Source organism: Corynebacterium sp. LaCa_205 (assembly GCF_057458085.1).
In genome coordinates, this window is the sequence record NZ_CP190931.1 from 1,092,310 (window position 1) to 1,105,250 (window position 12,941).

The 12,941-nt window shown below is 56.2% G+C and carries 12 protein-coding genes and 1 tRNA gene; 7 read left to right on the top strand and 6 right to left on the bottom strand.

Annotation, left to right across the window (positions count from 1 at the left end; translation table 11 throughout):
* The first annotated feature begins 1 nt into the window (after position 1).
* Genes ACP8J1_RS05350 through ACP8J1_RS05375 form a run of 6 tightly spaced genes read left to right on the top strand, consistent with a single transcriptional unit; the run spans position 2 to position 5,537 of the window.
* Positions 2 to 1,345 carry a DAK2 domain-containing protein gene (locus ACP8J1_RS05350; RefSeq protein WP_023021672.1) on the top strand — a complete coding sequence of 448 codons (1,344 nt, stop codon included), beginning with the start codon at positions 2 to 4 and terminating at the stop codon, positions 1,343 to 1,345.
* Between the two features lie 2 nt (positions 1,346 to 1,347).
* Positions 1,348 to 3,480, top strand: a complete 2,133-nt coding sequence (locus ACP8J1_RS05355; RefSeq protein ID WP_023021671.1) for an ATP-dependent DNA helicase RecG — start codon at positions 1,348 to 1,350, stop codon at positions 3,478 to 3,480.
* A 19-nt stretch (positions 3,481 to 3,499) separates the two neighbouring features.
* Positions 3,500 to 3,712, top strand: coding sequence for a hypothetical protein (locus ACP8J1_RS05360; RefSeq protein ID WP_023021670.1), 213 nt, complete (start codon positions 3,500 to 3,502; stop codon positions 3,710 to 3,712).
* Entirely contained in the window at positions 3,713 to 4,294 is a 582-nt protein-coding gene (gene rsmD / locus ACP8J1_RS05365; RefSeq protein WP_023021669.1) for a 16S rRNA (guanine(966)-N(2))-methyltransferase RsmD, read from the top strand. It abuts the gene before it with no gap.
* 29 nt (positions 4,295 to 4,323) lie between these two features.
* Positions 4,324 to 4,797 (top strand): pantetheine-phosphate adenylyltransferase, encoded by a 474-nt coding sequence (gene coaD, locus ACP8J1_RS05370; protein ID WP_023021668.1) that lies wholly within the window; start codon positions 4,324 to 4,326, stop codon positions 4,795 to 4,797.
* Entirely contained in the window at positions 4,794 to 5,537 is a 744-nt protein-coding gene (locus ACP8J1_RS05375) for a sulfite exporter TauE/SafE family protein (RefSeq protein WP_023021667.1), read from the top strand. The genes coaD and ACP8J1_RS05375 overlap by 4 nt, the downstream gene beginning before the upstream one ends.
* Before the next feature lie 84 nt (positions 5,538 to 5,621).
* On the opposite strand, the gene ACP8J1_RS05380 is transcribed toward ACP8J1_RS05375, so the two are convergent.
* Genes ACP8J1_RS05380 through ACP8J1_RS05395 form a run of 4 tightly spaced genes read right to left on the bottom strand, consistent with a single transcriptional unit; the run spans position 5,622 to position 9,055 of the window.
* Complete coding sequence (locus tag ACP8J1_RS05380; protein WP_023021666.1) at positions 5,622 to 6,386, bottom strand: amino acid ABC transporter ATP-binding protein; 765 nt, start codon at positions 6,384 to 6,386, stop codon at positions 5,622 to 5,624.
* A complete protein-coding gene (locus ACP8J1_RS05385; RefSeq protein ID WP_302517410.1) occupies positions 6,386 to 7,339 on the bottom strand; it encodes an amino acid ABC transporter permease in 954 nt (317 codons plus the stop codon). The genes ACP8J1_RS05380 and ACP8J1_RS05385 overlap by 1 nt, the downstream gene beginning before the upstream one ends.
* Complete coding sequence (locus tag ACP8J1_RS05390) at positions 7,332 to 8,219, bottom strand: ABC transporter substrate-binding protein (protein ID WP_023021664.1); 888 nt, start codon at positions 8,217 to 8,219, stop codon at positions 7,332 to 7,334. The genes ACP8J1_RS05385 and ACP8J1_RS05390 overlap by 8 nt, the downstream gene beginning before the upstream one ends.
* Positions 8,219 to 9,055, bottom strand: coding sequence for a DUF368 domain-containing protein (locus ACP8J1_RS05395; RefSeq protein ID WP_034656484.1), 837 nt, complete (start codon positions 9,053 to 9,055; stop codon positions 8,219 to 8,221). Before ACP8J1_RS05395 ends, ACP8J1_RS05390 begins: the two co-directional genes overlap by 1 nt.
* 443 nt (positions 9,056 to 9,498) lie before the next feature.
* Between ACP8J1_RS05395 and ACP8J1_RS05400 the strand changes: the two genes are divergently transcribed.
* Entirely contained in the window at positions 9,499 to 11,682 is a 2,184-nt protein-coding gene (locus ACP8J1_RS05400) for a metallophosphoesterase (protein ID WP_023021662.1), read from the top strand.
* 106 nt (positions 11,683 to 11,788) lie between these two features.
* Here the strand turns inward: ACP8J1_RS05400 and ACP8J1_RS05405 are convergent, their stop codons facing one another.
* Positions 11,789 to 11,971, bottom strand: coding sequence for a hypothetical protein (locus ACP8J1_RS05405; RefSeq protein WP_023021661.1), 183 nt, complete (start codon positions 11,969 to 11,971; stop codon positions 11,789 to 11,791).
* Positions 11,972 to 12,729: 758 nt separating this feature from the next.
* A tRNA-Leu gene (locus ACP8J1_RS05410) sits at positions 12,730 to 12,803 on the bottom strand.
* Positions 12,804 to 12,941 lie beyond the last annotated feature (138 nt).

The window sequence follows — 12,941 nt, forward strand, 5'->3', positions numbered from 1 at the left end:
CATGTCATATCCCAGCACGCTGGATTCCTGCGGTCTGCGCAATTGGGCTACCCGCGCCGTGGGGGAATTAGCCCATCGCCGCGAGGAAATTAACGCCCTCAATGTGTTTCCCGTACCGGATTCGGATACTGGTTCAAATATGGCGCACACCATGGAAGCAGCGGTTGCGGAGCTCGACAAAGGTGGCGATGTAGCTGATTCCCTCGCGCGTGGGGCGGTGCGTGGGGCACGCGGAAATTCGGGCATGGTGTTGTCTCAGGTTCTGCGCGGCGTAGCGGAGTCCACGGTGGACTCAGTTATTGACGGCTCCGTTTTTGCCCGTTCTTTGCAGCAGGCCGTGGAGTTGGTGGACCTAGCCATCGCCGAGCCAGTGGAAGGCACGGTTATTACGGTTTTGCGTGCAGCAGCGGAAGCCGCCGACGACTCCGCGGTGCGTCCTGGCGCGACCTTGCACGGCATCGTCAGCGGCGCAATCTCGGCCGCTCGGACTGCTCTAGAGCGCACCCCATCGCAATTGCCAGCCCTGCAGGAGGCTGGAGTAGTGGATGCTGGCGGAGCCGGCCTCGTGATTCTCTTAGAGTCCCTTCTCGCGGAGATTGAGGGCTCTACTGGGCATGCAGGTCTACCCGCCCCAGAGGAGGTCACCGTGCTGGAAGTGGTCTTTTTCTATGAAGGAGATATCGACGCGCTGCAGGCGGCAATTGCACCGATGGGAGATAGCTTGGTCATCGCTCGCGCTACCGAGGACAGCGCTAATGTGCATATCCACTCTCCGCAGGCGGGCGCCGTCATTGAAACCGCCTTTGCTAAAGGAAAGGTGACCAACTTGCACCTTGAGGTGCTGCCGGCTCCCACCGAACCCGCCGCCGAAGAATCAGTTGCTCGCCGAGTATACGCAGCCGCGCCGGCCGGGCCTATTACCGATCTTTTGGAATCTGCGGGCGTTACCGTTGTGCCACCGGAGAAACCCATTGCGGCCGAAGATGAGGACATTGTCCTAGTTACGGGGCTGAGTTCGCAGACTGGTGCCGGGCGAGTAGTGCCTGCACAGTCGCTAGTTGCTGCCTTGGCCGCTATCTCTGTCAATGAACCTAATAACCCAGATACGGGTGCTGTGGTCGCTGCTATGCGCGATGCAGCCAATTCCATGCGCGTAGCTCATCCCAGCCAGGAAACCCTTGCGTCAATCAGCGCCACCTGTCGCGATCTCTTGGCAGAAGGCGGGGAGCAGGTCACCATCTTAAGTGCCCTTGACGTAGATGAGGAGGATTTGGGCCAACAGCTACATGTGGATGTGGTGGCGCTTAACGTTCCGGATATTGCAACCGAAATCGGAGTGGAGTAGCAATGCTCGGCTGGCAGGACAACCGACCGTTGACGGAGGTTCTTGCGGCGAAAGACGCCGCGAAGATTACCAAGGCGTTGGGGTATGAGACCTGCGGTGAGCTTTTGGCTCACTATCCGCGAGACTATATTCGCCACAACAAGGACGTTGGCCTAGGAAACGCTGCGGAGGGCGATATCGTCACCGTTACCGGGACTATTACCGGCTTCAACCGGCATGACAGGGGCAAGACCACCATCATCAATGTGCAGCTCGATGACAGCATTATGGCGACTTTTTTCAATGCCAATTACGTCATGCGCATGCTGCATCGCGGACAGCGCGTCATGATGAGCGGCAAGCTCAAATTCTTCCGCAACCAACCGCAGCTGCAACAGCCAGACTTTGTGGAAATCGATGCGTTCGGACGTCCCGATGGTGAAGTGGATGGCTACCGCCAGCCGGCGGCCGAATCTGGAAAGAAGAATCGGCCCAAGGCCACCGGCTCATTGCGGAACCTCTCACAGTTTGGGAGGCTCGACCAGCTCCTTTTGGAACGAGAATGGATCCCGGTGTACCCAGCCACGTCCAAGGTGACCTCCTGGTACATCATGGGGGCTATTCACTACGTCCTATCAAAGACCCCGCCCATCGAAGAGCCACTGGATTATCAAATGATAATCAGCCTGGATAAAGCGGTGCGGGAAATTCACGAGCCTGGTAAGGCAGGGCCTTATCGTGCTATCCAAAGGCTTAAATATAACGAGGCTTTGTCAATTGGCTTGGTGATGGCATTGCGCCAGCGCGATGCGGAAGCTCGAACCGCTCCGACCATGCCGGCAACCTTAGGCGGCTTCCGCGAAGAACTGCTAAGCCATTTGCCTTTCGAGCTCACCCAAGGGCAGCGGCGTGTTATCAGTGAGATTGAAGATGACCTAGCCCGCCCATTGCCCATGATGCGTTTGCTGCAAGGCGAGGTCGGCTCGGGCAAAACCATGGTGGCTACCTGCGCTATGCTGCAGGCTGTTGACGCGGGAACTCAAGCGGCGTTGCTAGCGCCTACTGAGGTGCTGGCTTCCCAGCACGCTGCCTCCATCGGAACCGCAGTTCCTGAAGGCGTCACGGTGGTACTTCTCACCGGCTCGATGCGCACTGCGGATAAACGGCAGGCATTGCTGGATATCGTTTCCGGAGATGCGGACATCATTATTGGAACCCATGCCATCATCCAAGACACAGTGGAGTTCTTCAACCTTGGACTAGTGGTAGTAGATGAGCAGCACCGGTTCGGCGTAGAGCAGCGCGATAGCCTGAGACTGAAGGCTAACGAGGGACTAAGTCCCCACGTACTGGTGATGACGGCTACGCCGATTCCTCGCACCATCGCGATGACCGTCTTCGGCGACCTTGCCGTATCGACCCTTACTGAGCTGCCTGGTGGCCGCAAACCTATTCAGTCAGCGGTGGTAGCTGAGTGGCGCCCTACCTGGGTATTACGCGCCCTCGAGCGGATTCGCGAGGAAGTGGCCCACGGCCACCAAGCCTATATCGTCTGCCCGCGCATTGAGGGAAAAGGCGGAGTGCTAGAGCTTGCGGAGCAGCTAGAAAACGGGCCGTTTAAGGGGCTGCGCATAGCAATCTTGCATGGAAAGATGCCTAATAAAGACGAGGTTATGACGTCATTTGCTAGGGGAGAAATCGATGTCTTGGTCTCTACCACGGTCATCGAGGTGGGTGTGGATGTTCCCAATGCCACGGTGATGCTCATCCGTGAGGCCGAGCATTTCGGCGTCTCCCAGTTGCACCAGCTGCGTGGGCGTGTGGGACGAGGCGGCAATGCCTCTATCTGTCTTCTGCACACTATGGCAGGCGATAACACTCCGTCCTTCCGCCGCATCAATCAGATTGCCCAAACCTCGTCCGGATTTGAGCTGGCCGAGCTCGACTTGCGTCAGCGCCAAGAGGGAGACATTTTGGGCACCATGCAGTCCGGAACACACCGTACGCTGCGGCTATTAAATCTGGCGGATGACCAAGACATTGTGGAACGCACCCATACGGATGCCCGCGCAATGGTGATGCGCAATCCCGAGTTGGCCGAGGAACTCACGCGCAACTTGAGTGAAAGCGAACAGGAATACTTGGAGAAGAACTAAGACAGGTTAACCTAGAAGCATGAACGTCCTTGCCCCCTTTGCAGGCATCTTCCGCTGCCAGGTGAATGGGGGAGGCACCGTTGGTATCGGCGTCGCGCCCGCGATCGTCGACGCCACGGAACTAGTTGCTTCCGTAGCGAGCCCAGGACTAAGCAAGGCATACCGCATTGTGGTCGCTGGCTTGAGGGACGTGGTAGCCGGAGACCTTTTGATGGAGATTGGAGAAAAATAAATGACGCGCATTATTGCCGGCGAGGCCCGCGGCCGCACCATTAAGGTGCCCACCGAAGGAACCCGGCCTACTGCAGACCGTGCCCGTGAAGGGCTTTTTTCATCCCTCGCGGCACGTTGGGGCTTTGCCGGTTCTTCGGTTCTTGACCTATTTGCTGGTTCCGGCGCACTAGGCCTTGAGGCAGCTAGCCGTGGAGCAGAAGAAATTGTACTAGTGGAATCTTCGGCGGATGCGGTGAAGATCATTCGGCATAACATGGGCGTCGTCAAGCACCCCGGCGTGCGCGTGCAAGAGATGAAGGTAGGCACCTACCTGGGAAGTGCCCCGCGGCGGCACTTCGATCTGGTGTTGGCGGACCCGCCCTATGCTTTTGATGAGGTAGATGAGCTCATCGCCGCTATTGAACCGGTGCTCTGCGATCACGCCATGGTAGTCATTGAGCGCCACGTTGATTCCGCGGCAACTGCGTGGCCTGCAGGTTTTGAGCCCACTGGTCAGAAACTGAAGAAGCGTACCTTTGGCATCGCGCGCATGGATATGGCGGTCTATACCCGCCCTGGCAGCGAGGAACCCGAAGACTAAACCCCTGAAGAAAAGGAAGCGACAAAAGCATGACTAAGGCCGTGTGCCCAGGATCATTCGACCCCGTGACCTTAGGTCACGTCGACATCATTAACCGCGCTAAGCAAATGTTTGATGAGGTCACCGTATTGGTAACCGGTAATCCTGACAAACCCTCCGGGCTCTTTAGCGTGGATGAGCGTATGGAACTAATTCGCCAGAGCGTGGATTCTTCCATCAAGGTGGACTACTGCTCTGGGCTTTTGGTGGACTACACCACTGAGCATGGGGTGGATGTTTTGGTGAAAGGGCTGCGCAGCTCCCTAGATTATGAATATGAGCTGCCTATGGCGCAGATGAATCGGCGCCTTTCCGGCATTGATACCGTCTTTTTGCTCACGGACGAAAAATACGGCTATATCAGTTCCTCACTGTGTAAGCAGGTGGCGAAGTTTGGCGGGGACGTGACCGGCATGTTTCCTGAAGCCGTAGGCCGTGCGGTAAAGGAGAAATACCGAAAGTGAGCCTAGCACTGGTCATTTTTCTCGTTGTGGTCGTAGGCTCGACCCTCCAGCGAGTATCTGGAATGGGCCTCGGTCTCATCGGCGGTCCTATTCTCATGCTGATTATGGGCCCGGTAGAAGGAATCTTGGTCATCAACGTTTTAGCCTGCATTAATGCGGTGCTGACCACTTATTCCGTGCGCGAGAATGTCAGCTGGAAGAAATTTGGACTCATAGCCCCGGTCATGGTGATTGGTTCCTTGGCCGCGGCGCTGCTCATTAGGCGCATGGATACAGCAGGTCTTATGGTCGTTGTGGGCCTTGCGCTTTTGGCCGCGCTGACGGTAGTGACCTTTGGCAAGAAGTTTGTCCCGGCAATGGAAGGCAAAGGCCCAGCTATTTCCGCGGGCATCCTCGGCGGCTTTACCAATACCTTGGCCGGTGTGGCAGGCCCAGTTATTACCGTCTACGCGCAAGCGGCAAAGTGGCCTCAGCAAGTGTACGCAGCTACGCTGCAACCCATTTTTGTCGTAGGCGGATTCTTTTCTGTCATGACAAAGACGCTTACGGGGGCGGCACACTTTGATGGTTTGCCCTGGGTAATGTGGCCCGCCGGAGTTATGGGAATGTTCGTCGGGATTTGGGCCGGCACCCGCATCGCGCAGCGTGTGCCCCGGGAGAAAGCCCGCGTGCTCTCGCTTAGTGTTGCCGGACTGGGCGCAGCGAGCGCATTGGTTCGCGGCCTGGTGAGCCTCGGTTAAACACCTCCACCATGAACAAGGCCCGTCGCCTCTGCAGAGACAGAAGCTGACGGGTCTTTGCACAGTCAATCATGTGCTATGGGCTTAGAGTAGATTGGCCAAAAAGTCCTTGGTACGTGGCTGTTGCGGATTATCCAGCACTTCAGCGGGGCTACCAGACTCGATGACCACGCCGCCGTCCATGAAGAAGACTTTATCTGCCACCTCGCGGGCAAAACCCATCTCATGGGTGACTACGAGCATGGTCATGCCCTCGGCCGCGAGATCCTTCATTACGCGTAGTACTTCGCCGACAAGCTCTGGGTCAAGGGCTGACGTGGGTTCGTCGAAAAGCATGAGCTTAGGATCCATGGCTACCGCACGAGCGATGGCAACGCGCTGCTGCTGGCCGCCGGAGAGCTGTACGGGGTAATTATTGGCCTTGGAGGCTAAACCAACATCCTCGAGCAACTCCATGGCGCGGGCGCGGGCGGTTTCCTCTGGGATTTTCTTCACCTGCACCGGTGCCTCAATGATGTTTTCAATCACCGTTCGGTGGGGGAAGAGATTGAAGGATTGAAAGACCATGCCGATATCGGAGCGCTGCTCGGCGGCTTCCTTTTCGCTGATCTCATAGAGGGTGCCGTTTTTCTCGCGGTAGCCAATCAGCTCGCCGTCGACGTATAAGCGCCCGGCCGTTGCTTTGTCCAAGTGGTTAACGCAGCGCAGGAAGGTAGACTTGCCGGACCCCGAAGGTCCTAAAAGGCAGGCCACCTCGCCGGCTTGGACCTCGAGGTTAATGCCTTTGAGGACTTCAAGCTGCCCGAAGGACTTGTGGACGTTCTGGGCAGAAATCATGGGAGTAGCCATTATTTTTGAGTCTCCGAAATCACGGATACGTTGCGGGGAATGGTTCCTTCAGCATCTGCAAGAGCAGCTAGCTGGCGGCCGGTGAGTTCGCGGGTTGCACCGCGCTCAAAGCGGCGCTCCAAGAAGTACTGACCCACCATAAGTAGGGAAGTAACCACGAGGTACCAAGAAGCCGCGACTAATAGTAGTGGGATGGGCTGGAAAAGGGCGGCGGAAATATCCGTGGTACGGCCGAAGATTTCCTCTGTATAAGGAATGGCCACCACGAGGGAAGAGGTCTTGAGCAAGGAAATAAACTCATTGCCCGTAGGGGGAATGATAATGCGCATGGCCTGCGGAAGGACGGTTCGGCGCATGGTCATCCACCACGACATGCCGAGTGCCTTGGAGGCCTCCTTTTGGCCCTCTGGAACGGAAGTGATGCCCGAGCGCACAATCTCAGCCATATAGGCCGCTTCATTAAGTCCTAGGCCCATCACCGCAAGGAAGAAGGCGTTGGTGAGGATGGTCTGCAAAGACACCTCGGTAAAGCCTAGGTTGATGGACTGGTAGATGGCAGAGAGCAGACCCCAAAACACCAGCTGGACATAAATCGGCGTGCCACGGAATACCCAGAGGAAAATCCAGGAGACGGCGCGCAGCACCGGGTTAGGTGACATGCGCATGACCGCAAGCACGGCACCACCGATAACGCCGATGATCATCGACAAAATAGTGATGGCGATGGTGTGCAGGGAAGCGAGCGCGATGCGCTTATCAAAGAGGTACTGGAAATAGGTTCCCCAGCCAAAAGCCTCGTTGCGGGCGGAGGCAATGATGAACCACACTCCCAGCACGATGAGTAGACCAGCGAAGACCCAGCGCCATGGATGGCGCAGCGGGCGGGCCTCGATCTGCGCGGGTTCTTCTTTAGGCTTGGCCGTAGCCGGCGTCGCCGCATTCTCATTAACCATTGATCGGCCTTTCATTAATCATTGCCTGGTCTATTAATCCATCCTCGATGCCCCAGCGGGACAAAATTTCTGCATACTCGCCGGTTTCGATGAGGTGCTGCAGCGCTGCGGCCGATGCCTTGCCCAAATCGGAATCTTTAGGAACTGCGAAGCCATACGGCGAGGCTTGGAACATATCGCCTACCTGCTGCATTTTTCCCTCAGAGCGATTGACCGCCCACGCTGTGACCGGGGAGTCCGCAGACAGGGCATCCGCGCGCCCCATCAGGACGGCCAGTGCGGCGTTATCCCCGGTGTCATAAGACAAGACGGTGAGATCGCCATTACAAGCTTCTTGCTTAGGGCGAACATCATCGGTTTCGGAGACCGTTGTGCGCTGCACTGCGACTGTCAATCCGCAGGGGTTATCGGGGTCGACCTTCCTAGGCCCGTCCACGCGCTCGGCCCACTGGATACCGGCGTAGAGGTGGTCTACAAAGTCGAATTCATTCCGGCGGTCTGGGTTATCCGTAAAACCGGAGACACCCATATCGATCTGGCCCGATTGCACGGCCGGCAAGATCATGGAGAAGTCCTGCTCCAAGGGCTGGAAATCGAGGCCCAAGACACCTGCTACAGCGCGGGCTAGGTCAAGCTCGACGCCTTGGAGGGCTCCGTGGGAATCCTTAAGCTGAAATGGCGCGTAGGGCGGGTTAGTGCCAGCGGTGAGGACGCCATCATTGTCGTCATACATGGCGGCAATCTCCGGTACTACAGAGGTGTGGGGTTCTTCCCAGCCCTCTGGAGTGGAATCTTCCTCGTTGGTGACGCAAGCGCTTAAACCCAAAGTTGGGATAAGGACCGCGGCAATTGTAGCGCGGCGAGAAAACGTGCGCGGCATTATTTCTGCGCCGTCCTTTCATCTATGGCGCGTGCTTTCTTCAGGTCAATGAAAATGAACGCGGAAACGATAAGAGCGCCGATGATGAACATGCCGATGATAATGCCGCTGGAGGCATCCTGGTCAGCACCCCACGGCCACAGTGCACGCAAAGAACCGAGCATGAAACCTGCCATGGCCATCAGCGTAGGGGCTCGGTGATGATCCAGTAAGAAGTTCAAGACCTTGATAAACGCGGCGAGGCCGCACAAGGCACCCAGCGCAAAGACGGCTATGGTGCCAAGATCTCGATCCGATACAGCGCCGATGATGGGTTGGTACAGCCCCATGGTCAACAAGATGAGCGAGCCGGAAATGCCCGGCAGGATGAGTGCGCACACAGCAATGGCGGCGGCAAAGAAAACCACGATAAGGCTGGGGTTCTCATGCGGCTCGGAAGTAAAGCCGGTGATAAAGAAGATGGCAATAGTGGCGATCACAAACGCAATGATGGAAGAAGGGCGCAACCGCTCCTGCTTGGACAGCATAGACAGTGGTACGAAAATAGACACGGCAACCATGCCCAAAAATAGTGCCCCGGACGCGGATACGTGATTTTCCACGAAGTTAGATAGCACGGTGGACATTGCGAAGACTGCGATAAACATGCCGACTGCTACGGAGACAAGGAAGCTCCACTCGACTCTCTTGAAGCGACCAGAGATGAGGTCATTGGCATTGTGGACTGCGCGTTCATAAATACCCACGATGAGCGCCACGGTGCCACCGGAGATTCCGGGCACAAGTTCGGCCATGCCGATGAGGGCACCGCGGATAGCGTTCAAAATGTATTGCATAAATTTAAAATCTACCTGGGAGAGGGCTGGAGTGGCGGGCGACTGGCCTAGGCGGGCGGGGAGAAAGTGCTTCCCGGTGGTGGCCATGTGGACCGCTGTTAATAGTGATGCATATCTTTCATTGAAAGGCGATTGGTTATCCGTCACGGAAAGGGACGTGATTTCTCTAACCGTAGAGGTGAAACAATCATTGAGGCGAATCCTCGTTCATGAATATTCTGTCAGAATAATACACTTCAGTGCAACTATGCAGTTTGGGGCATGGTAGGCGCAGCCTCCTGCAGTCAGGGCTGTTCTATATGGAAGAAACTATAAGTTTCCCATTATTCAGTCTGGTGTTTACGTAGGCGTCAACTAACTGAAAGATTGACTGCCTACTATTTCCTGCGTATTCCCGTCTTTCTCCCGTGCAAATATTCCTTTTCAGTGACCAAGGACTCTCTATGAAGAATCGTTTTGTCCTGCCCGCGGTGACTGTCACCGCGGTGGTGGGAAACCTCATTTTTGTGCCGGCAGCAAGTGCTGCGGAGGGGGCGCCCGAGGGGGCGTCGCCAAGCGAAGGCTCTCGTTTTAGCATCGGTGTACTGCCGGATACCCAGTTCTATTCGCGCTATTCCACCCCAGAGACCGGCAACCTGGCCCAAGCTCGCTACGGCAGCGAACCCTACTTGGCGCAAACCCAATGGTTAGTGGACCATCAAGACGAGTTGAACATGGACTTCGTCACTCACCTGGGTGATGTTGTAGACCAGTGGAACGTGGAGGGCGAATGGCAGGTAGCTGATAAGGCCATGCAGGTCCTCGACGATTCGGACTTGAACTATTCGATCCTGCCAGGCAACCACGATATGGACCTGGAAGGTGCGGCAGCCCACCCGTATGACAAGTGGTTTAGCGCCGACCGCGCTAAAGCCGCCAACCCGGAGACTTTTCAAGAGCGCTACACCGCGGTCAATAATGATTCCGAGGCACATATCTTTGAAGCTGAAGGCCAGAAATATCTCAATCTAGCCCTGGGCTGGCGCGCTGATGAGAAGGCTATTGCCTGGGCGCAAGGCATCATTGATAAGCATCCAGACCTTCCGGTCATTGTGACCACTCATGAGGCGCTCAATATCGATGGTGAAGGAAACGTCTTCTATTCCGATGACTATGGCAAGGGATTGTGGGATAAGTTCATCAAGAGCAATGATCAGATCTTTCTCGTGATGGGCGGCCACCACCACGGTGCCGGATACCGCGTGGACAAGAACGATGCCGGACATGACGTCGTTTCCATCTTGCAGGACTATCAAATGGCCTACCAGGGTGGCAATGGCTTATTGGGCGTGCTCGAGTTTGACCTTACGGGCAAGCAGCTGGAGATGACCGCGCTTTCGCCGTGGGTGGCGCAAAAGCCGCATGAGGAGCTCACGCAGTTCGATAAGCTCACCTTGGATGATAAGGGCGATAGCTATAGCATTCCGTTCGATTTTGAACAGCGTTTTTCCTCCTTCGCCCCGGAATTCACCGTGGGCGAGGGCCACCAGCCGGACCTAGCGCAGCGCGCCCGCGACATCGCCGCTGAGGGTTATAGGCCATACACCATTGCGGAGGACGAGCTTCCTAAGGGCGCGGACGATTTTGCCAAAAACGACCACACGGTATTCCACTGGCGCCCGGGCGAAGCGCGAGACAAGGATGGGCATGCGCTTGTCGATGGCGCCCCTGCCGGCCGTGGCACCACCATCCCCGACATTGCCAGCGATTCTGGCAGCGACCTGCATCGCGCTGGCGCCATGCTCGGAGACAGGGTGACCTATAGCACCGACCATCACCCGTTGTCCTCTGATGCCGGCTCCCTCTTCTGGTCTGACCCTGCCGGCAAAGTTGGCAATGCCGAGTTCCGTACCGATAAGGGCGCGGCTGCCAATAGCGTCGATATCACCAAGGGATATACCTTCGAATCCTTTGTCAAGATTCCGGAGGATTTCAACGGCGCACAGCATGGTTGGGGAAGTGCGCTCAGCCGTGACTCTGCCATCAATAAACTGGTAGACGGCTCCGAGGACACGGACCCAACCGTCATGTTCGGCATCTCCAACCTTCGTGAGCTGCGCTGGTGGGCGGAGCCGAAGCAGGGAAGCGGCATTACCGTGTGGTCCCACGAGGTTCCCAAAGACGAGTGGATGCATATCGCCGTGGTCAATGAGCCCGAACGCGATAGCGTCGAAATGTTCATCAACGGCGCGCCCATCCTGCGCAATGCCGTAGGCGCCGAGGGACTCCTCCCGCGCGACCTGCAGTGGGTCATGGGTGGTGGCTTTGACAACCAGCGCCCACAAGACCCGTGGTATGGCTGGATCGGCGAGACCCGCCTGACTCAGGGCGTCCTGGGCAAGGACCAGTGGCTTACCGCCCGTGCACACAACGATGGCAAGCCGGCCGATACCGCGCAACCTGCCACGGATGGCTCCGCGTTGAGCTCTAGTACGAGTTCGAAGCCTGCCATCTTAGGAGCAATCCTTGGTATTGCCGGGGTGGCTGGCCTCATTGGACTAGCACTGCCGCAGCTGAAGGCTTCCATCCCGCAGATTAACGCGCTCCTGCGCAAGTACCACCTGCCGACTCTGCCCGAGTTGGGCTAAAGCACTGGGTAGAGGGATTTTGCAGTATCAGGCTTTAAAGCTTTAGCTGCACCAAAGCGCTTAGGTTCTTCGCCATAAGGGGAGAGAACCTAAGCGCGTTTTGGTTTTAATCTTCGCCCTGCTTGGAGAGATAATCCACCTTCCACCAAAACCAAGCGGAGGCTGCACCCAACACGACGGGTATCCGGGCTAGGGAAGGGGATTGCACGGCCATCATTGCCAACAATGTAATGAGCGTCAATGCAGTGAAAACTATCGCTTTAATTCTTTCCACTCGCAATCGGTTCATGAAATCTCCTCAATGTGGAAGGTATGCCAAATTTACACAGCCCAAAATAGGAGACTCTTGTCAGAGTGTCAATGATAGTTTACGGTATGTAACGTGAAATGTGCTTAAATTTTGGAATCGATGTCCTAGATTGTTTCGCTGGCGGCTGAAAGGCGCCTCGAGCACAAGGCGGCGAGATGTGAGGTTTGGGAAATGTCTAGTGATCAAACACAGAAGTCCGGGGACAACCTAGGGGATAAGGTCGAAGGAATGTTCCTGGCGGTTGTTGCGTTCGTTCTCATGCTTTCCGTACTTGGCTTAGTTCTGTGCATAGTTCGGTTCGACGATTATGTCGACGCTTTTGTCGTTATTCACCGCAGTTCATTCGACGGAATCGAGGATGCACGCGTGAGGCGGTGGATAATGGGTGTACTTCTACTTATTCGCTCCCTAGCAGCCCTTTCGTGGGTTACATCCTTTTTCCACCTTAAAAAGACGTTAGCTAAGGCGACTAGAAAGAGATTTCTGTTAATGGGGGTGTACTCCATCGCCTCTGCCTGCGGCTTTGGCTATCTCGCGTTGAGGGCGGAGCTGGCGAGCTTGGAAGCCATACGGGTCACACAGGCTAGTATTTGCGGCTTTTTGACGGCCTATCTATGCTTCCAGAGCTTGAAATCCTGGCAAGCTTCTACCCGTTCAACTACACCTCGGTAGGAGGGGCGAACATGAAAAAGACCCCGCATTCCGATTTACCGTACATGCGAGGTCTTTTCTATCTGTGCCCCTGGTGAGACTCGAACTCACACTGGACGGGTTTTGAATCCGTTGCCTCTGCCAATTGGGCTACAGGGGCGCACAGTGCCAAGGCTTGCTGCCTTTGACTGTGAAAATAGTAGCGCAGGGACTAGGGGAATTCCTAATTGGGTAGGGGAAGCGGGGGAATGCCCACGTCATCCAATAAATGTGCACCGGGGTGTTCGTATGTCGGCTC